This window comes from Marinobacter flavimaris (assembly GCF_045057155.1).
Lineage (GTDB): Bacteria > Pseudomonadota > Gammaproteobacteria > Pseudomonadales > Oleiphilaceae > Marinobacter > Marinobacter manganoxydans.
Genome location: NZ_CP171359.1, coordinates 2,887,023 through 2,906,883 on the forward strand (window position 1 = coordinate 2,887,023; position 19,861 = coordinate 2,906,883).

18 protein-coding genes are annotated in these 19,861 nt (G+C 58.5%); 8 read left to right on the forward strand and 10 right to left on the reverse strand.

Going from position 1 to position 19,861, the window contains the following annotated elements:
* Positions 1-3: 3 nt before the first annotated feature.
* Positions 4-978 carry an MBL fold metallo-hydrolase gene (locus ACGK9W_RS13655; protein ID WP_405417173.1) on the forward strand — a complete coding sequence of 325 codons (975 nt, stop codon included), beginning with the start codon at positions 4-6 and terminating at the stop codon, positions 976-978.
* A 332-nt stretch (positions 979-1,310) separates the two neighbouring features.
* Here the strand turns inward: ACGK9W_RS13655 and ACGK9W_RS13660 are convergent, their stop codons facing one another.
* Positions 1,311-1,862 carry a substrate-binding periplasmic protein gene (locus ACGK9W_RS13660; RefSeq protein WP_405417174.1) on the reverse strand — a complete coding sequence of 184 codons (552 nt, stop codon included), beginning with the start codon at positions 1,860-1,862 and terminating at the stop codon, positions 1,311-1,313.
* Positions 1,863-2,123: 261 nt separating this feature from the next.
* Here ACGK9W_RS13660 and ACGK9W_RS13665 point away from each other — a divergent pair, with 261 nt between their 5' ends.
* The 3 genes from ACGK9W_RS13665 (at position 2,124) to ACGK9W_RS13675 (ending at position 4,551) form a co-directional block, all read left to right on the forward strand.
* Positions 2,124-2,720, forward strand: a complete 597-nt coding sequence (locus ACGK9W_RS13665) for an exopolysaccharide biosynthesis protein (RefSeq protein ID WP_008171095.1) — start codon at positions 2,124-2,126, stop codon at positions 2,718-2,720.
* A 69-nt stretch (positions 2,721-2,789) separates the two neighbouring features.
* Entirely contained in the window at positions 2,790-3,446 is a 657-nt protein-coding gene (locus tag ACGK9W_RS13670) for an SDR family oxidoreductase (protein WP_008171094.1), read from the forward strand.
* Between the two features lie 217 nt (positions 3,447-3,663).
* The gene (locus ACGK9W_RS13675; protein WP_405417175.1) at positions 3,664-4,551 is read left to right on the forward strand and encodes a chemotaxis protein; all 888 of its coding nucleotides are present in this window, start codon (positions 3,664-3,666) and stop codon (positions 4,549-4,551) included.
* On the opposite strand, the gene ACGK9W_RS13680 is transcribed toward ACGK9W_RS13675, so the two are convergent.
* The 5 genes from ACGK9W_RS13680 to mqo all read right to left on the reverse strand — a co-directional run bounded on the left by ACGK9W_RS13680 (position 4,548) and on the right by mqo (position 12,128).
* On the reverse strand, positions 4,548-5,411 hold the full coding sequence (locus ACGK9W_RS13680; RefSeq protein WP_008171090.1) for a hypothetical protein: 864 nt from the start codon (positions 5,409-5,411) through the stop codon (positions 4,548-4,550). The two genes, ACGK9W_RS13675 and ACGK9W_RS13680, sit on opposite strands and share 4 nt — an antisense overlap.
* Positions 5,412-5,458: 47 nt before the next feature.
* A complete protein-coding gene (locus ACGK9W_RS13685) occupies positions 5,459-7,129 on the reverse strand; it encodes an acetolactate synthase large subunit (protein WP_008171088.1) in 1,671 nt (556 codons plus the stop codon).
* Between the two features lie 48 nt (positions 7,130-7,177).
* Positions 7,178-9,202, reverse strand: coding sequence for a hypothetical protein (locus tag ACGK9W_RS13690; protein ID WP_039881863.1), 2,025 nt, complete (start codon positions 9,200-9,202; stop codon positions 7,178-7,180).
* A gap of 55 nt (positions 9,203-9,257) precedes the next feature.
* Positions 9,258-10,490, reverse strand: a complete 1,233-nt coding sequence (locus ACGK9W_RS13695) for an acetyl-CoA carboxylase biotin carboxylase subunit family protein (protein ID WP_088559026.1) — start codon at positions 10,488-10,490, stop codon at positions 9,258-9,260.
* Positions 10,491-10,646: 156 nt separating this feature from the next.
* Positions 10,647-12,128 carry a malate dehydrogenase (quinone) gene (gene mqo, locus ACGK9W_RS13700; protein WP_405417178.1) on the reverse strand — a complete coding sequence of 494 codons (1,482 nt, stop codon included), beginning with the start codon at positions 12,126-12,128 and terminating at the stop codon, positions 10,647-10,649.
* Between the two features lie 328 nt (positions 12,129-12,456).
* Between mqo and nhaD the strand changes: the two genes are divergently transcribed.
* Both nhaD and ACGK9W_RS13710 read left to right on the forward strand, forming a co-directional pair.
* Complete coding sequence (gene nhaD, locus ACGK9W_RS13705) at positions 12,457-13,707, forward strand: sodium:proton antiporter NhaD (RefSeq protein ID WP_053113081.1); 1,251 nt, start codon at positions 12,457-12,459, stop codon at positions 13,705-13,707.
* Between the two features lie 9 nt (positions 13,708-13,716).
* The gene (locus ACGK9W_RS13710) at positions 13,717-14,700 is read left to right on the forward strand and encodes a calcium/sodium antiporter (RefSeq protein WP_176443030.1); all 984 of its coding nucleotides are present in this window, start codon (positions 13,717-13,719) and stop codon (positions 14,698-14,700) included.
* Positions 14,701-14,725: 25 nt separating this feature from the next.
* Here the strand turns inward: ACGK9W_RS13710 and ACGK9W_RS13715 are convergent, their stop codons facing one another.
* Positions 14,726-15,490: a 1-acyl-sn-glycerol-3-phosphate acyltransferase gene (locus ACGK9W_RS13715; RefSeq protein WP_092030392.1), complete on the reverse strand. Its 765-nt coding sequence runs from the start codon at positions 15,488-15,490 to the stop codon at positions 14,726-14,728.
* Positions 15,491-15,703: 213 nt separating this feature from the next.
* On the opposite strand from ACGK9W_RS13715, the gene ACGK9W_RS13720 reads away from it, so the two are divergent.
* Both ACGK9W_RS13720 and ACGK9W_RS13725 read left to right on the forward strand, forming a co-directional pair.
* Complete coding sequence (locus ACGK9W_RS13720; RefSeq protein ID WP_053113083.1) at positions 15,704-16,930, forward strand: sulfite oxidase; 1,227 nt, start codon at positions 15,704-15,706, stop codon at positions 16,928-16,930.
* A gap of 58 nt (positions 16,931-16,988) precedes the next feature.
* Entirely contained in the window at positions 16,989-17,309 is a 321-nt protein-coding gene (locus ACGK9W_RS13725; RefSeq protein ID WP_053113084.1) for a cytochrome c, read from the forward strand.
* A 32-nt stretch (positions 17,310-17,341) separates the two neighbouring features.
* Here the strand turns inward: ACGK9W_RS13725 and msrB are convergent, their stop codons facing one another.
* From msrB to chrA, 3 genes are all read right to left on the reverse strand, one after another.
* A complete protein-coding gene (gene msrB / locus ACGK9W_RS13730; protein WP_405417181.1) occupies positions 17,342-17,767 on the reverse strand; it encodes a peptide-methionine (R)-S-oxide reductase MsrB in 426 nt (141 codons plus the stop codon).
* An 11-nt stretch (positions 17,768-17,778) separates the two neighbouring features.
* Positions 17,779-18,432 carry a peptide-methionine (S)-S-oxide reductase MsrA gene (msrA, locus tag ACGK9W_RS13735; protein ID WP_008171069.1) on the reverse strand — a complete coding sequence of 218 codons (654 nt, stop codon included), beginning with the start codon at positions 18,430-18,432 and terminating at the stop codon, positions 17,779-17,781.
* Between the two features lie 112 nt (positions 18,433-18,544).
* Positions 18,545-19,726: a chromate efflux transporter gene (gene chrA, locus ACGK9W_RS13740; protein ID WP_008171067.1), complete on the reverse strand. Its 1,182-nt coding sequence runs from the start codon at positions 19,724-19,726 to the stop codon at positions 18,545-18,547.
* Positions 19,727-19,861: the final 135 nt, after the last annotated feature.

A 19,861-nucleotide genomic window follows, 5' to 3' on the forward strand; every position in this document is an offset into this window, starting at 1 on the left:
CGTATGCCTACCATGCTGACTCGCATTACCGGCCTGACAGCCGGTGTTCTGTTTGCGGCCGCCGCCCAGGCGGAGGCCCCGATGGTAAAAGAGCAGGCTCCGGGCTATTACCGCACCATGCTCGGCAACTTCGAAATCACCGCCCTGTCCGATGGCACCGTCAAGCTGCCGGTGGACAAACTGTTGCTGAACACCACCGAAGAACACGTGCATAACACCCTGGCGGATAACTTCCTCTCTGCCCCGCTCGACACGTCAGTTAACGGCTATCTGATCAACACCGGCAACCATCTGGTACTGGTCGACACCGGTGCCGGCAGTCTGTTCGGGCCGACACTCGGAAAACTCGTTGAGCACCTGAAAGCGTCCGGTTACGAGCCGGCAGATGTCGATGAAATCTACATCACGCACATGCATCCGGACCATGTTGGCGGTTTGGTATCTGACGGTGAGATTGTGTTCCCGCATGCCATTGTTCGCGCCAGCGTGGAGGACCAGAATTTCTGGCTGAACGAAGACAACCTGAAGGCCGCTGACGAAGGTTCGAAGGGCTTTTTCAAGGGCGCGATGGCCTCTTTGAACCCGTATGTCGAGTCCGGCCAGTTCAAGCCATTCGACAAAGACCGGGAGCTGGTGCCGGGTATCTCTGCAGTGTCCGCCAGCGGGCACACCCCGGGCCACAGCCTTTACAAGGTGGAAAGCGGGGACAACACGCTGATGCTTTGGGGCGACCTGATTCACGTGGCAGCGGTTCAGTTCCCGCAGCCGGACATTGCCATCCAGTTCGATGTGAACAGTGAACAGGCAGTGGAGTCTCGTGCACAGGCCTTTGCCGACGCCCAGGAAACCGGGTACTGGGTAGGCTCTGCCCACCTGTCTTTTCCCGGCCTGGGGCACCTGAAAAGCGCAGACCAGGGCTATGAATTCATTCCTGCCAACTACCAGGGTGGTGTCGGCGCCACTGAAACTGGCGAGTGATGACCCAATCCTGAAGACGAAAAAGCCGGAGCAACACTCCGGCTTTTTTCATTCGCTTTTGCCAGATCTGCTACCCCCGAAAGACCTGCCAAAGAACAAGCCTCTGGGTCATCTTCAGTTTCTGACAGCCCAGCGCCTGCATCCACGCAAACGTACCGATTTACGATAGCCGTGAAGGTGCCATCATCCAGCATCGACTGCAGCGCGCGATCAAAATCTGCCACAAATCCGGCTGTAACCGTGGCTTTGGAAAAAACAAAGTACGCGGGCTTATTGGACACGACCAGGGAGCTGGGAATAACCGTTCCGGTCAGCCCCAGTTCCTGAATCTCTTAGAGCCCGGTTAACTCACTCGCCACCACACCATCGACCCGATCCCGGGCCAGCATGAGCCATAGCGGCTCCCTGCGGGAGAGGTACTCGATGTTTTTGTCGTAGTCGGGATTCTGGATGAGGGCGCTGTATTCCTCGCTGTAGGACACATGAATCTGGGCACCAAGCCTGAAACCCGATTCCAGCAGCTGCCGCAAGCCATTCAGCTCGAACCTTGACTCGTCAGATCGCCGTATAAACAGGATATTGGGTGATACCAGACCGACCACGTCGGAGTAATGGGCATACTCCTCTCGCTCCGGAGTCCGGTAGGCGCCGGAGAGCATATCCACATGCCCATCACGCAACTCCCGAAGCGCCCTGGCCCATGGCATCTTCTGAAAGGAAAGCCCGCAATTCAGGCGCCCAATGGCCTCACGGACCAGGTCGGCATCAATGCCGACCAACTTACCCTCCTGAACCATGAAATAGGGCGGATCATCGTCCCAGCGCAGTGAGATGTCGCAGTCCCCATAGCTTGGGGCGGAAAAACAGAGAATGAACGCGAGCACCAAAGCAGATCTGCGCCGTGCGGGCGTCAAAAAATGCGGGTGCAACAACTTTGAGAACGGCAACCCGTTGCTCTGGCCTGGATACATCTTTGATGCCGCCGAGGAGGGGAGGTCTAATTAATATAGACTAATTAGTCAGGCACTCAATATTCTGAGCGGCAACGCCCGGGCTAACTCCCTGTCATCTTGTGTTCATGCACTCGTTGCCCAATCAAGGTAGTGTCTGCAAAACCTGTTCAATAGGAGACCACGAGCACCACCATGAACCAGCCAGACGATCCGGCCAGTCTGACAGAACTTCTGGAACGCCTTCGCGCAAACACCGGGGGACAGGTTCAGGTGTCTGTGGGCGATGTACTGGCAGCTGTTGGTGAACGTTCCTTCGGGCCGATGGTTCTGATCGCCGGCGTAATCACCCTGGCCCCGCTGATAGGTGATATTCCGGGAGTACCGACGCTGCTTGGTCTGATGGTGCTACTCACCCTGGGGCAACTGATTTTCCAGCGCCACTCGATATGGATTCCCTCAAAGCTGGCGCGCCGGAACATCGAAAGAGAAAAGCTTGCCAGGGGGCTGGACTGGATGAACAAGCCCGCCCGATTTGTGGATCGATGGACAAAACAAAGGCTGCTCTGGCTGGTTCGCGGGCCGGGGCAATACGTTATCGCCATCATTTGCATGGCCGTAGCGGCTGCCATGCCACTGATGGAAGTGATTCCATTCAGCGCCAACGGTGCCGGAATCGCCCTGATGGCGTTCGGCCTCGCCATCGTGGCGCGGGACGGTCTGCTTGCCCTGGTGGCAATCCTGGCGACCGGCGGCACCGCCTGGTTCATCCTGAATAACCTCCCCTGGTAGGCAGCACCTCCGGCAGGGATCGCCAGAGACCTGTGCTACTGTTGAGCCTCAGCCACAAGGAATACAAACATGACCATTCTTATCACGGGCGCCAATCGCGGCATCGGCAAGGGCCTGGCCGATGAATGGAGAGAGGCGGGCGAGCATGTCATCGGCACGGCCCGCAGCGAACCGGGCATGGAGGTGCTGGATGTCGCCGACCCCGCCAGCGTGACCGCGCTGGGCGAGCGCCTCGAAAATCAACCGATCTCAACCCTGGTCTGTAACGCCGGCATTCTGCTTGATCGCCATGAACAGCTGGAAGGCGGCTATCCGCCAGAACTCTGGGCGGAGCACTTCCAGGTCAATGTGACCGGCGTATTCCTCACCATACAGGCGCTGCTACCCAATCTCAGACTGGCATTGGCCGGGGTCGGCACCCCGAAAATCGCCATCATATCCAGCAAGCTTGGATCCCAGGCTTCTGCCGGTGGCGGCCGGTACATATATCGTGCCTCAAAAGCGGCGGCGCTCAATCTCGGGCGAAATCTGGCCGTGGACCTGCGTGAGCAGGGCATAGCCGTGGGCATCTACCACCCGGGCTGGGTGGCCACGGACATGGGCGGCAGCGACGCCGAGGTATCGGTTGAACAATCGGTTGATGGCCTCAGGCGGCAGATTGATAGCCTCACCCTCGCCGAAACCGGCTGCTTCAAGGCCTGGGACGGCAAGGACATGGCGTTCTGAGGGCACACTGGTATGGCAACACAAGGCCTCGCGCGGAGTGTTTCTGTCACCATTTGAAACAATCCTTCTGAATCCCGATTCACGGTAAAGCTGCTACTATTGCTACATACCTCAGGCTTATTGGCTTGGCAGCGTCCGCCCGCCAGACAGCCTGCTGAATCCAATTCTTGAAAAGCTCCTGCGGCAGGGGCTTTTGCGTTTGAAAGGACCCGGTTGTATGTCCAGCAAAGCGAAGCAGACCCAGAAACTTCTGCTGTTCCGGCTTTCCGGCGAGCGTCTGTTCGGGATCGGAACCCTGAAGATCCGGGAAATCCTGCCTTTCATGCGGCTGACGAAACTGCCCCACAGCCATCACGCCGTCATCGGCACGGCCACCTTCCGGGGTTCCGCCGTTCCGGTGATCGATATGGCTGCCGCGGTCGGCTATCCGCCGCTGACGCAGGAAGAACGGGAAAAAGCCTCGATTATTGTCACGGATATCCAGCGCCAGGAGATCGGTTTTCTGGTGCGCAGCGTGCAACAGATCATCGAGACTGACTGGAAATTGGTGATGCCGCCACCCAAAGCCCTGGGCAGCAAGGCGTTTATCACAGGGCTGCTGGACGTGGAGGGCGATATCATCCAGCTGCTGGATGTGGAATTGCTGTTGGCGAAGGTGTACCCGGAATCCCTGGACACCCAGGAGGTGGTTCTCACGGATGTGCAGAGTGAGACGCTCAAGTCCCTGAACATTCTGATGGTCGACGATTCCCAGGTGGCCCGTAAGCAACTCTCGGACGTGCTGGACAGCAAGGACATCCCCTACCAGGTGACGTCGAATGGTGATGACGCGCTGCAGATTCTGCTGCGCGACCATGAACTGGGCCGGCCCACGGACATTCTGGTCAGCGATATCGAGATGCCGGGGCTCGATGGGTACGAACTGGCGTTCAATGTGCGGGACAATTCAGCGCTGAAGCAGCCTTACATCATCCTGCATACGTCACTGAACAGTGAGATGAGCCTAAGCTATGCCAATCAGGTGGGCGCCAACGAAGCGCTGACGAAATTCGATGCCGAGGAGCTGCTTCAGGCCATGCTGCGAGGCGCCGAGCAAGCCCGCTAAAGTCTGAGCTGCTCGATAAATTCGTCCGCGTCAGCGCGCATCTCAGCCAGCCTCTGCTGCCACTCCTCCCGGTAACGATTCAGCGTTTCCTCACTCAGGCGCGTGAAGCGTTCGCCGGTTTCGGCCACGGTGCGGCTGGCACTGGCGATCGATTCCATGGTGGGCTCGTTCAGCTCATCGGCCTGGCGATCCAGATCCCGGGCAGCCTGCTCCAGAATCACCCGGTCCTCTTCCGGTGTCGGCTCACTGTCTTTCAGGGCGTCTTCCACCGAGCGCTCAAGCTCCCGCATGGCTTCCTGCAACTTCTTGCCGAACGCCTCCATGGCGCCCTCTGCCTCGCGGCCGATTTCCTCGGAGTAGGCTTCCAGATCCCGCGCCAGCTGCTCCATCTGCTGCTCAAAGTCATCCGAAGACGATGAGAAACGGGCGCTGAGCTCGTCACCGAGCCGGCTGAGCTCGCCCATGATGCTGCTGAACGGGGAAGGATTAAGGATGGCCTCGCCAGTACGGTCGTAATCCACCAGCCACTGATCCTGGAACCGTACGAGATAGGTGACCAGCTCCAGCCGCTCACCTTCGGTTCCGGCTTCGGCCGGCAGGCGGGTCACGATAGTGGCTTCGCGATCTTCAATGACGACCCGGCCGAAGGATGGCACAGCGTCGGTCCAGCTACGCTTGTAACCGTCGAACGCGGTGGCTTCTGCCAGGGTGGAGTATTCCATCACATCACCGGCGTCGTTCTCGGCCATGGCCTGCCAGAAGGCCGCCGCCACTTCCTGGGGTGTCTCGGGGTTGCTGCAACCGGCGAGCAACGTCAGTGTCGCGATGGCCACCAGGCCGCGAAAAAAGGAACGGATCATTGCAGTGCTACCTCGGGTTCATCATCCATGGACGCATAATACACCCCTCAGAGTTTGCAGGTCAGTTCCGCCAGCTCCTCATCAAACACCCGTCGGTTTTCACTGTAATCCACGGGCACGTCCACCACATGAACACCGCCTTCAGCCAGGGCACCTTCCAGGGTTGGCCGAAGGTCCTCTGTGCGGGTCACGCGGTGACCCTTGGCGCCATAGGATTGGGCATAGGTGACAAAATCCGGGTTGCGATAATCCAGGCCGAAATCGCTGTAGCCTTCCTGGCCCTGCTTCCACTTGATCATGCCGTAGGCACTGTCATTGATAATCAGGACCACCAGATTCAGGTTCAGTCGAACCGCCGTTTCCAGCTCCTGGCTGTTCATCATGAAGCCACCATCGCCACAGATCGCCATCACTTTCAGATCCGGATACAGCATGGAGGCCATCATGCCGCTGGGCAAGCCGGCGCCCATGGAGGCCAGGGCGTTGTCGAGCAGTACCGTATTGTTGTCGTAGGCGCGGTAATTGCGGGCAAACCAGAGTTTGTACATGCCGTTGTCGAGCGTGATGATGCCGTCATCGGGCATTACCTGGCGCACATCATGAACAATGCGTTGGGGGATCACCGGGAAACGATCGTCTTCAGCTCGTTCCTGCAGGTGCGCATCCACCGCCTCCTTCACCTCCATCAGGCGGGTGAAATCATGGTTGGCGCACTGGCCACAGTTCTCGGCCATGTATTCCACGCTGTTGGCGATATCCCCGACAACCTCGTGCTGGGGGAAGTACACCGGGTCCACGTCGGCCGCACTGAAGTTCACATGAATGACCTTCTTGCCGCCGGGGGTCATGAAGAAAGGTGGCTTTTCCACCACATCATGGCCCACGTTGATCACCAGGTCGGCGCGGTCGATTGCACAGTGAACGAAGTCCCCGGCCGACAGGGCAGCGTTGCCCAGGTAGCGCGGATGTCGCTCATCCACCACGCCCTTGCCCATCTGGGTGGTGAAGAACGGGATGCCGGTGACATTCACGAGATGCAGCAACGCCTGGGAAACCCGTTTCCGGTTGGCGCCGGCGCCGATCATGATCAGCGGATGCCGGGCCTCGCGCAGCATTTCGCACGCCATTTCCAGGCTTTTCGGGCTGGCCGAGGGCCGCCGGGCGTCACTGGGTTTGAAGATATGGGTATCGGATTCGGGCGCCTCATCGGCGATGTCCTCCGGCAGCTCCAGATGCACGGCACCCGGGCGCTCTTCAGAGGCCAGGCGGAAAGCTTCCCGAACCTTGGCGGGGATGGTGTTGGCATTGCTGATTTGCCGGGTGTACTTGGTGAGCGGACGCATCAGGTCCACCACATCCAGAATCTGGAATAGCCCCTGCTTGGAGGACTTGATGGGTTTCTGGCCCGAGATCATCATCATGGGCATACCGCCCAGCTGGGCGTAGGCGGCGGCAGTCACGAAGTTGGTGGCGCCGGGCCCGAGCGTGGAAAGGCAGACTCCCACGCGCCCCGTCAGGCGGCCGTAGGTGGCGGCCATGAACCCGGCAGCCTGTTCATGGCGGTTGAGGACCAGCTGAATACTGGAGGTCCTCAAAGCCTCAAGGAAGGCTAGATTCTCCTCACCGGGCACCGCGAAAATGTATTCAACGCCTTCGTTTTCCAGCGCCCGGATAAACAACTCGGCCCCATTACGGGCCGGGGTCTGTTCGTTGGCCATGGCCTTCCTCTTGATCTGTGGATTCCGGGTGATCGGCAGGTTCCGGGATCAATCGGTTATGGGCGGCTCCGCCTGCAAAGCATCCGCCGGCACGCGATCCAGACCCCAACTGCGATACACACCCTCTGTTACGCGCCGAAGGGCATCCTCGTTCACTTCCGCAGGCTCCCCCCGCTCCAGGGGATCGTAATGGAAGATGTACAGTCGCGATGTGAACTGTTCGAAAGGCAGCGACGACTCGCCAAAACGCTCTCCGTTGCCCGAGGTACTGACTTTGACTCCATCGCCCCAGTTCTGGCCGCTGTCGTTATTGGGATTGAAGAAATAAATCCGCATCTCACCTTCCGGGTCGAGCGCGGCCCGGAGAATGGTAATGGCGTGCCAGCCGATAAACCGGGCGGCACTGTCGGTCACTGCAATACCCGCAGGCTGCGGGTGGATCAGCGGCTGATTGCCGTTGTAGTAGGGGTGATAGCTGGCATAGAAATGCCGGATAAAGCCTTCCAGATCATGCAGCTTGCCAGTGGCCACATCCACGTTAATAGCAAATCCGCGCCCGGCAGACCAGCCGTGGAACTCCGGGTTCACCCATTTGTGGGGATCGCCCTGGCGGCCGACGCACAACCGGCCCATCTCCACATAAATGCGGTCCAGATGCGGCACTACAACCAGGGAGACAGGATCCAGATCGAGGGTTACCTCGGACGCGACACCGCCGACACTGCGGGCCGACGACACCGGCTGGCCTTCAAAGTGAATGACGATCTCATTGTCTCGGGCAGCCCAGGCAACCATCTGCAAGAGATAATCCGGATCGTTATAGGCCCACATCGAGAGAGCACGGGCCGACTGGCAGGTAGGATTGTTGCCCTGCCCCACGCCCAAAGGCTGGCCCAACATGTTCAACACGCCCTGAATCAGCCAGGCATTGGGTTGCGGTTGGTAGCCATAGGCCAGTTCAAGTCGCTCCCGCGCATGGGGGCACAGAGAGAGCCGTGCCTGGCGCCACAGACCCGGCGCAACAGGAGGCTGGTAAAGAATACCCCGCTCCAGCAGCAGCGCCAGGCCGTAGATGCCCTGTGCCGTTTCCGGATAGATACCTTCTTTAATCAGGGTGTGGACCAGCTCCCGATAGCACATCAGGCAATCCCGGCCGGTACTGGACAGCCCCAGCGCCTCGCTCAGCAAGGTGTCCTGGTCCAACAGGATGAAACGTATGAACGAGGCATGGTAAGGCGAGACCAGGCCGGTATCGTGCATGGAACGCGCAAACCCGGTGGCCTCGTTCTGCAGGGCCTGGGCGTCCATGGTTTCCAGCCGCTGCTCATAGACCACGGTTCCGGGGTCTTCACTGCAGGCCCGGGTGGGCCCATAGAGGCTGGAGATCAACCGGTCGGCACCGCGCCCGGCACTGCCCAGATCGGCCTGCGGATCGGCCCGGCAAAGGGCAATCTGGGTAATCATCTTGCGTACGTCCGATACCTGGATCGGTCGCTGTTCAAGGATGCGCCAGATCTCCTCGATCAGACTATCAATGACATGTTCGTAGCCGATGTGGTGGGCCACGTACTGCACAAGGTTCTGGCTGATCAGAGCTAGCTTGCCCTGCTCCCGCTCAGCCTCGCCGGTCATGCCAAACAGCAGGCCGAGGTTGATGGCAAGAACCTGAGTCAGATAGTGGTGGGCCTGTTCAGCCGACACCGAAGGGTGCAGATAGCTGCCCCGGGCGACGGCAAGAAGCCGCAATTCGCTGAAGGCCTCAATGACGACGGTATCGGCATTCTGGCTCTGCAGCGAATAGGTTGTCAGCGTGGGAAGGAGAATACCGGGTTCGGCCCAGTCGGTGCCGGCAAAGACGCCCGCCAGTTCAAGGCGCTCAGCGCGCTCCTCGATGATCCGGCAGCCATCCGGCTGCAGCAGGACCCGGCGGGCAATATCCAGCACACGCGGCAGTTTGCCGGCCTTGGTAAAAGACCGGCTTTCTTCCAAAGCCTGAATGGCGTCATCCAGGCGTTGAGCCAGCTTGTCAATGTTTACAGCTGGCGCTGCGCTGCCCGATTGGTGATCGTTCAAACGATAATCCTCAGGGCCTGGCACCAAACCCGGTTGTTGTTAATGCTTCTCCTGATTATACATAGAAATCGAGGTCTTCCTGATGTTTCAGGAGGTCCCGCATAACATAGGGGTCTTCACCGAAGAAATACACCAGTCCCCAGTGGGTACCGAAAGCGGTACGCTTGGTGACCGTTTCTTCAAGCGGCGCAGTCAGCTCGTGAGACTCGAAATACTCGTGATTTTCGGTCTCGTCCGGGATTTCCAGCTTGCTGACAACCCGGCGGCGCGGATACACACCGAAACAACCGGCGTAACCCTTCGCATCCACCACTTCCTTCGGGAAGAAGGCCTTGATTTCCTCTTCCGTGGTCTTCGGGTCAAAGGCCAGGATCATGCCCTGATACGCGTTGAAACCATAGGCACGCTCAAGCAGCTCGAATACCTTGAAGCCCGGTGGGCGATAGGCCACCTCGCCAAAGTACATGGTCCGGTCGCTGGTCACGAAGTACTCCGGGTGGATAAACCCGAATTCGATATCGAAGGTCTTGATCAGCTTCTCGATTTCGCCGCGAATCTGGTCGCGATACTTCTCCAGGTCCGGTGTTGCGGGCACAAATACCGAATAGCCCAGCGTCACGTACTCGGAAATGTTCAGGAAGGCGATCTTGCCGTTGTGAATCCAGGCCTCGACCGCAAACTCCCAGCCATCCAGGTGCGACTCCATCAAAACCGGGAATTCTTCTTCCGGGATGGTATCGACTTCATCAGGCGTACGGATCACCCGGTGGCCAAGGCAGCCGGCCTTATCAAAGGCCTTGAGGTGAATCGGATCGTTGGGGTCACCATCCAGCTTCAGCAGAGTCTGGTTAACCCGCTTGAGGAACCGGATAACATCACCCTTGTCGTGCGCTTCCTCGAAGATACCCACCCGGATACCACCGAGCTGGGCACGGCGTTTCATCAGGGCCTTGTCACGCAGCAGCATGGCCTGACCGAACAAACGAGGCTTGTCCATCAACACTGAGTTAATGGCACCTGCCCACTCCACAGTCTCCTCAAACAACGGGATGGCAACGTCTACGCCCATCTCCTTGAGGGTCTGCGCAATTTCTACCGAACGGTCATTCAGGCGCTCAAAATTCCAGGGCACGTAGGGAATGTCATGCTCTTCGCAATAGGCTTCGGCCCAGTCCGGTGCCACAACAACATACCGACGATCGAATTTGTCGGCCGCTTCAACCGCATTCAGGCTCCAGCCCAGTAATGCAATATACCCTTTCTCAGGATTGTACTTTTGCTCACTCACAGGCTCTCTCCTTTCATAAGGGTTGACTTATAACCCTACGCATTAGCTGTGAAATCGCAAATTTCGCCCCCATTTGAAACGCAAAAAGCACTACGACAGCCGGGAGTGAATCCAGCAATCGCAGTGCCTTAGGCTTTCTTAGATCGATTAGGAATATCAGCCCAGTTTCAGGGTCGACAAGGTCCTCTCGCGAACTTTGGTAAGCAGTGCTTCGTCTTCTACCAGGGACTGGCCATAGGACGGAACAAGCTCTTTCATCCGCTCCTGCCACTCCGGCGTCTTGATCTTCTCCGGGAAACAGCGCTCGATCACGTTGATCATGGCATTGGCTGCGGTGGACGCTCCGGGCGAAGCACCCAGCAGCGCCGCCAGCGTTCCATCTTTTGCCGCCACAATTTCGGTGCCGAACTCAAGCTTGCCACCACCACCATCGACCTGCTTGATGATCTGGACGCGCTGGCCGGCCATGCGCAACTGCCAATCCTCTTCCATGGCGTCCGGGAAGAAGTTGCGCAGCGATGCCACCCGGTCACCGTGGGACTGGAACACTTCACCGATGAGATAGCGTGTCAGGTCCATGTTGCTCTTGCTCACCGAGAGCATGGGCTTCAGGTTGGTGGGCTTCACCGAACCAATCAGATCAAAGATCGAGCCCTGTTTCAGGAAGCGGGTAGTGAAACCGGCGAAGGGGCCAAACAGAAGGGCCGGCTCGCCATTAATGATGCGGGTATCGAGGTGCGGTACCGACATGGGCGGTGCCCCGATCGGCGCCTTGCCGTATACCTTGGAGTCATGCTGCTTGACGATGTCGGGCTTGCCACACACCAGCCACTGACCGCTCACCGGGAAGCCACCGTAGCCCCGGGCTTCGTCGATACCGGATTTCTGCAGCAGCGGCAACGCGCCACCGCCGGCGCCGAGGAACACGAAGCCGGTTTCGAGCTTGGTCAGCTCGCCGGTCTTCTGGTTCTTGACGCGGATCTTCCATCGGCCGTTATCCCGCTGGTCGATGTAGTGCACCGGTGAGCTGAGCATCAGCTCGAAATTCGGCTGAGTTTCCAGCCAGCTCACCATGCTGCGGGTAAGAGAGCCGAAATCCACATCGGAACCGTGCTTGATCCGGGTCGCTGCAACCCGCTGCATGGGGTCCCGGTTATTGACGATCAGCGGCATCCATTCCTCGAGATCCTTCGGGGACTCTGTATATTCCATGTCGCGGAACAGGTGATGGGCACTCAGGCGTTCATAACGACGCTTGAGGAAGGCCACATCCTTCTCGCCCCAGACAAAGCTCTGATGCGGTGTGCGGTTAATAAAGCTGGAGGGTTCGGGCAGGATGCCCTGCTCCACAAGGTAGGACCACAGCTGCAGTGACACCTCGAACTGGGCGTTGATCTGCAGGGCCCGATCGATGGTGACATCGCCATCACCGGTCTCGGGAGTGTAGTTAAGCTCACAGTACCCGGCATGCCCGGTACCTGCGTTGTTCCATCCGTCTGTGCTCTCATGGGCAACGTGGTCGAGACGCTCCACCATGACGATGTCCAGGGACGGATCAAGCTGCCTGAGCATCATGCCGAGAGTGGCGCTCATGACGCCACCGCCGACCAGCACTACGTCTGCCTGTCTAACGGCCATTGGTTTTCACCCTAGCTAGTGTTGAGCCTTTTGCCCTCTCACGATCAGCAAGAGAGCCTGTCGGAAGCCGGCCGGGCGCGAGGTAAACGGCGCCGCCGTCTGCTTCCGGTCTGAATGTGCGCGCAATTATCCCGATTTTTGCCGGGATAATAAATTGCGATTGTCAATCGTTGCGTCTTTCTTCGGCATCTAATTGCTTCAGGGGCAGATACGTGCACTTACGAACAGTGGTTTGCTACGGGTCAAAGGTCTAAAATCCAATCCGCCCACGTGATCTGTCTGGCCGGCTCAGGCCTCCACTTTGACAAACCAGGACGGGATTTCCCCAATGTCTGCCCTTGATGCGTTTCTGATTATGCTCGCGGTTCTGGCACTGCTTGGCGTCATATTTGAAGAGGTCATCCACATCAACAAGGCCAAGGTAACGCTGTTCTTTGGCACCATGAGCTGGATGCTGCTGTTCCTGTTCAGTGATAACGCTGGTGAAACGTCTGCCATTTCCGATGGTCTGTCCGAGAGCATCGCCGAAATCGCCGGGCTGTGGCTGTTTCTGGTCGCAGCCATGACGTTTGTCGCCTACCTGAACAAGAAGGGTATGATCGAAAACGTGATTTACCTGATCATGCCGAAGCAGGTAAGCGAGCGACGGCTACTATTCCTGACCGGTCTTTTTTGTTTCATTTTCTCCTCTTTAGCAGACAATATCACCGCCACTTTAGTCTCATGTTCGCTGATTCTGTCTCTCGATCTGGAGCTGAAAAAACGTATCCAGTTCGTCACGCTGGTTGTGTTTGCGGTCAACTCGGGAGGTGTTTCTCTGATCACCGGCGACGTCACTACGTTGATGATTTTCCTGGCGGAAAAGGTTGAAATACTGACCCTTCTAACCCTGGCCATTCCGGCCTCGATCACCGTTTTCATCCTTGCGGTTTTCCTGTCGCGAGGGCTCACAGGAACCGTGACACTGCGCTCCAACACCACCCCGGTGCGACGGGTGGACGCGATCATCAGCGGGCTGTTTTTGTTAACAATCCTGAGCACCATTGCCGGTAATGCCCTGTTCGGGATTCCACCGGTACTGACCTTTCTGTTCGGCCTGTCCATCATGTTCCTGGTGTCTCGATTCATGAGTGACGACTCCGATCTGGACCCGATTCTCGAGTACATCCGCATCATCGAGTTTGAAACGCTCCTGTTCTTTCTCGGCATCCTCCTGCTGGTGGGCATGCTCAAGGAGATCCATGCGCTGGATTCGCTGGTGGCGATTTACGACATCCTGCCGCCGCTGTACGCCAATTACCTGATGGGCATCTTCTCGGCCGTTATCGATAACGTGCCTCTGACGGCGGCCCTGCTGAAGGCCGGCATCGACATGAGCCCCGGCGAGTGGATGGGCCTGACCTATGCCGTGGGTGTGGGTGGATCGCTCCTGGTGATTGGCTCAGCCGCCGGTATAGTGGCAATGAGCAAGATTCCGGGGCTGACCTTTGCCGCCTATATGCGGTATCTTGCACACCTTCTGGCGGCCTATACCCTGGGCTACGCCGGTGTCTACATGCTCGGGCGTTTCATCAACTGAGGTCTATCTATGCTAATGGCATTTGGCGCAATCATCGCCGGCCTGGTCCTCCTGGTCTGGAGTGCCGATAAATTTGTGGAGGGCGCCGCGGCGACCGCCAAACATCTCGGCATGCCCACCCTGCTGATCGGCATGGTGATTATCGGTTTCGGTACCTCGGCACCGGAACTGGCCGTGTCTGCCATGGCAGCCTCCGATGGCAATCCCGGGCTGGCACTGGGTAACGGCTATGGCTCCAACATTACCAACATTGCGCTCATTGTCGGCCTGACAGCCATCATCGCGCCCATTGCAGTGCACTCCCAGGTGATCCGCAAGGAGTTGCCACTGCTGATCGTACTCACCCTCATTGCCGGCGCCCAGCTGCTCGACGGGCAACTTTCACGTATGGATGGCTGGGTGTTGCTGGCGGTATTTGCAGTGGTTATGGGCTGGTCAATCTTCCAGGGCCTGAAAGGCAAGGCAGACCCCCTGGCCGGTGATGCCGACGCCGAGATCATTGCGCACCCCATGCCCCTGAAAACCGCCGTGATCTGGCTGGTAATTGGCCTGGTACTGCTGATCGTCAGCTCCCGGATGCTGGTCTGGGGTGCCGTCACGATTGCCCAGAGCCTTGGAGTCAGCGATCTGGTGATCGGTCTCACCATCGTTGCCATCGGCACTTCCCTGCCCGAACTCGCCTCGGCTCTGGCCGCGGTCAAAAAGAACGAACACGACCTGATCCTGGGCAATATTCTGGGGTCGGGCATTTTCAACACCCTCGCCGTGGTGGGTCTCGCGGCTGTTATCGAACCCCTCGCGGTGGACCCGGAAGTGCTCTACCGTGACTGGACGCTGATGCTGGCGCTCACGGTGGGTCTGTTCCTGATGGGTTACGGGCTTACCGGATGGCGAAAACTGGTGAGCCGTGTGGATGGTGGCATCCTGGTGCTGGTGTACGTGGCCTATACCGGCTATCTGCTCTCCACGCTGGTGGCTGCCGGTACGGCCTGATCTGCGTGCCGATGTGAGGCCGGTGCTAACCGGCTTCACCGTCTCCCAACAGCTCCGTCAGCCTTGCGCGCACCTCGGTCATGACTTCGTCCAGGTCGGCTTTGGTCTTTCCTGCCGTATCCAGCGGTTCTCCTACCCTCACATCCACCGGCTGCCCGAGGTTGATCTGCCAGGTGCGGGCCGGTAAAACACGGTGGATACCCCGCACGGCCACCGGCACGATCACCGCCTCAGTATCCAGCGCCAGGTGAAAACAGCCTTTCTTGAAAGGCAGAAGTTTTCCGTCCGGCGAGCGGGTTCCCTCGGGCGCGGCCCAGAGCACGATTCCACTTTCCATCATCGCCCGGGCCTTCTCCAGATCCCTGACTGCACGTTGCCGATTGGAGCGGTCTACTGAGGGGAATTCCGCTGCACGCATCGCCTGCCCCAGCAGCGGGATACTGAACAGCTCCTTTTTTGCCAGCATACGGATCGATCCCGGCAACGATACGAAGGTGACCGGAATATCATAGTGGCTGGCATGAGTGCACATGATGATGTACCGGCGCCCGTCGCCGAAATCAGGCACTTGCCCGCGTACGGTGAGGCTGGCACGAACCAGTCGTAACAGCGAGGCCGACCACTCGCGGCAGTATTTGTCGACGATGGGCCGGTTCAACCTCCCGAACAGCGCCCTCAGCAAAACCAATAGGGAAAAGAGTGCTGTCAATCCGACACTGCCCAGAACCACACCCGCCCGCCGAAGAAGCGTTGCTGACTCCGTTAGCGGATTCATCTTCAATCGAATCATCTCAGCACCCTTCTCTGTTTCCCGGGTTCGTTCGCGGCCTCGTTGCTGCGCGTTCAATAGGGGGCGAATTATAGCGACTGAAAAACCCGTTGAATAACACACAAAAGTATTGATTAATTTTTAACCATTACCTATAAGATATAAGGATATAACCGCGAAGAATTGAAAAAGCAGTCCCACCGTCCGACGACAACCCTAAGAAGGAGACGGATAATGAAGCAGGAATCAGCGCTGATGCGCGGCCCGAATGACCCGGGCCTTCAGAACCCCTCCCGCCGCACCCTGCTACTTGGCAGTGCCGGCGCCATGGCCGCGGTAAGCGTGCTGGGATTTACGCCCCTTGCCAAAGCCGATGAACCAAAATCACTCCCGGATTACGCCGCCTGGAAAGAACGCAACGCCCTGATTGTTCACAGCGCAAACACGATGGAAACCCAACGGGGGGCCATCGGCAATGGCGTTATTACCTCAAGTGACCGCTTGTTCGTTCGTAATAACCTGCCCGCGCCACCAGCCTCGGTAACCGATAACCCCGATGTCTGGGAGGTGCGGATCGAGGGCGTGAAAAATCCCCGAACCCTGACGGTCGGCGACCTGAAACAGATGGGGGTTACCACCGTTGCCTCCGTATTACAATGTTCCGGTAACGGTCGCGCCTTCTTCCCCCATGGCGCGAGTGGTACCCAATGGTCTGTTGGCGCTGCGGGCTGCATCATGTGGACCGGTGTACCGCTGAAAGATGTTGTGGAGGCTCTTGGCGGCCCTGTTGACGGTACACGGTACATCACCAGCACCGGCGGCGAGACACTTCCCGACGGCCTGGACCCGAAAACGATTATCGTGGAACGTTCCGTTCCCACCCGTGCCATGGAAACCGCATTGCTGGCCTGGGAAATGAATGACGAGCCTCTGACCCACACGCACGGTGGCCCGCTAAGAATGGTTGTGCCGGGTTACTACGGCGTGAACAACGTGAAGTACGTCAAGAACCTTGCCTTCACCGAAAACCAGACGGACGCCAAGATCCAGGCTTCAGGCTACCGGGTTCGTGATGTCGGCGTGAAAGGCGCCCCGGATCAGCCTTCCATGTGGGAAATGAACGTCAAATCCTGGGTAACATCGCCTCTGGAAAGCGGTCAGAACGGTCGCAATATGATTTATGGCGTCGCTTTCGGTGGCACTGTTCCGCTCGAAAAAGTCGACGTTTCAGTGGATGGTGGTAAAACCTGGAAACAGGCTCGTTTCCTGGGACCGGACCTTGGCCCCTATGCCTGGAGGCCGTTTGTCCTGGCAGCGGATCTCGCGGCCGGAGAGCACCGTATTGTCAGCCGGGCGACCGACGTGCAGGGCAACACCCAGCCTGAGGGTCGGACCGAGAATGAACGTGGCTACGGTCACAATGGCTGGAGCGACCACGGAGTCACGGTTGCCATCAGTTGATCATTGGCGGAGCCGACCCGGGAGTAAGGCGGCTCCGACCTATCCGGAAAGCAATGATATGAGAAAAACTGCAGTACTGGGCGCCATAGCTCTGATCGGACTGTCGCCCCTGACGATGGCCAGCGACTTTGACAAGGGGAAACAGGTATTCACTCAGGAGGCTCAACCTTCCTGCACCATATGCCACACCCTGGCGGACGCCGGTTCGGCTGGTGCAATCGGCCCGGATCTCGATGAACTCAAACCCACGATGGAACAGGTGGTCAATGCCGTAACCAGCGGGGTGGGTGTCATGCCGGCGTTCAACGAGTCGCTGTCTGAGGAACAGATAAATGCGGTAGCACACTACGTGGCGACTGTGACAGGCGGCAATAAATAGAATCGGGGGCCCTGCGGCCCCCTTTTTTCGTCTCAGGCGTTTTCCTGAAACACCATGGCAACCGAATTCAGGCAGTAGCGCTGCCCGGTTGGCGGCGGGCCGTCAGGAAAGACATGGCCGAGATGGCTGTCGCAACGGGGACAGCGGATTTCGGTGCGGGTCATGCCAAGACTCGTGTCCTCAATGTAGCGGATATGCTCCGGATCAAAGGGCTGGAAGAAACTCGGCCAGCCGGTTCCCGAGTCAAACTTCGAGTCCGAGCTGAACAAAGGCAGATCGCAAAGCCGGCAGTGGTAAACACCGGCTTTTTTGTTATCCAGCAAGGTTCCGCAGAACGGATGCTCGGTGCCATGGTCGAGCAGTACGCGCCGCTCTTCCGATGTCAGATCCGCAGCTTTCTCCTCAACCTGTGCTTCGTCTAGTGGTGTCAGGTCATAACCTGCAGCGGAAACTCCCATAGTCTGCCTCCTCAGGCGGTGCTGCCTGCGTCGTTGTCTGTAAATTCCGGCTTCAGGCGATCAGGATAACTGTCTACAAGCTTTTCCATTTTCGGGGCGGCCACGGCCATGATGTATGGCTGGTAGGGATTCCGGGCAGCAAAATTCTGGTGGTACTCTTCTGCCGGGTAAAATGCCTCCAGCGGCTCCAGCGTGGTCACTATCGGGTCCGGGTACACTTCGGCCTGATTGAGCTGGTGGATGTAGGCCTCGGCTACCCGCCGCTGTTCGGCAGTCTCGTAGAACACAGCCGAGCGGTACTGGGTGCCCCGGTCGTTGCCCTGGCGGTTCAACTGGGTGGGATCGTGAGCAACCGAGAAGAACACCTTCAGCAGTTCGCCAAAACTGACCCTGGCAGGGTCATAGTGAACATCGACCACTTCTGCGTGGCCGGTAGTACCTGAGCATACGGCCTCATAATTGGCAGAGCTGGCGTGACCGCCAGCGTAACCGGACTCAACACTGGTTACGCCATCGATGGCCAGGAAAACGGCTTCCACACACCAGAAACAGCCGCCAGCCAGCACGACACGCTGTTCGCCCTCGGCCGCCGGCAGGTCCTGTTCAGGATCAGGAAAACGGCTACGTGGTACGTTGAGACCCGGGATACTGCAGGATGTCGTCATGGTAACCTCTGCGTTCGAATTATCTGCCTTTAACCGCTCGATTGTGGCTGGAAACCTGCTGATTTGCCAACCCGTGTGCCGGCTCAGGAAGAACGGACTATATGTACGTTGATCAGGACAGCAGGATCACTCCAGCCAGCGCACTCAGCGGCGCCAGTACCCAGACCGGAACCCGCCAGACAGCTAGACAGACCCAAATGGCGAGCACGAGTGCCAGATCATGCGCACCATGGACGGCGGAGACCCAGACCGGATCGTAGAGAGCCGCCAGCAACAACCCCACCACGCCTGCATTCACCCCGGCCAGTGCTGACCGGGCGCGACGATGCTCCCGAAGCCAGCTCCATAGGGGAAGACCGGCGAATACAAGCAGGGTTCCAGGGAGGAACACAGCCAGTACCGCAATCACACCACCGAGAACACCGGCCTGTGAACCACCCAGAAATCCTGAAAAGGAAAACAGCGGTCCCGGCATAGCCTGGGCAACGCCATACCCCGCCAGGAAAGTGTCCGCCGGCATGGCACCGGAGGCCACGAAGCCCTCCTGCAGCCAGGGCAGCACAACGTGACCACCGCCAAACACCAGGGCACCGGCCCGGTACATTTCAGCGCCTATCCAGCCAAGACTGCCGGCGGCCTGAGGCAGGAAGGAAACCAACAACAGAATCAAAAAGGCCCCTGCAAAAAGCGCAGGTTTCCGGGATTGCAGTGGCACATGCAGCGGCTCAGATGCCTCTCCGCTCCCCAACCCCAGAAAGGAACCCACAGCCCCGGCAATGACCAACGCCAGTATCTGCATCCAGGTTTCGCCCATCATCAGAAGGCTCACCGCTACCAGCAACGCCATGGCGATTCGGGGACGGTCCGGGCACAGGGTTGTTCCCATCTGCCAGACCGCCTTGGCCACCACCGCCACCACAAACAACTTGAGACCCTGTACCCAGCCGCCACTGCTGGCCTCTGGCCAGGCGTTCAACCCCAACGCAAGACCAATCATGATCACCGCCGATGGCAGGGTGAACCCCAGCCACGCTGCGAGTCCGCCGCGGTAATGGCCGCGCAGGAACCCGATGGTTAGACCGACCTGGCTGGAAGCCGGTCCCGGCAGCAACTGGCAGAGGGCCACAACTTCTGCGTAGGCACTGTCTGAGAGCCACCGCCGACGTTTGACAAATTCATCGTGAAAGAATCCGAGATGCGCTGCCGGACCACCAAACGACGTCAGCCCCAGCCGAAGGAACAGCAGGAAAATCTGGCTGAACGACAGCCTGTCATCACTCGATGGTTCCGTCATAAATCTCCTGAGTCTGTTGCTCCGCCGGTTTCACCGCCAGTGTGTCATCAAACATGAACATTGTGTCGTTTTGGTTGCATACCTTCGAGGGCCATCCATAATGACAGACAGGGTTTGCCACTTAGCACATCGGCC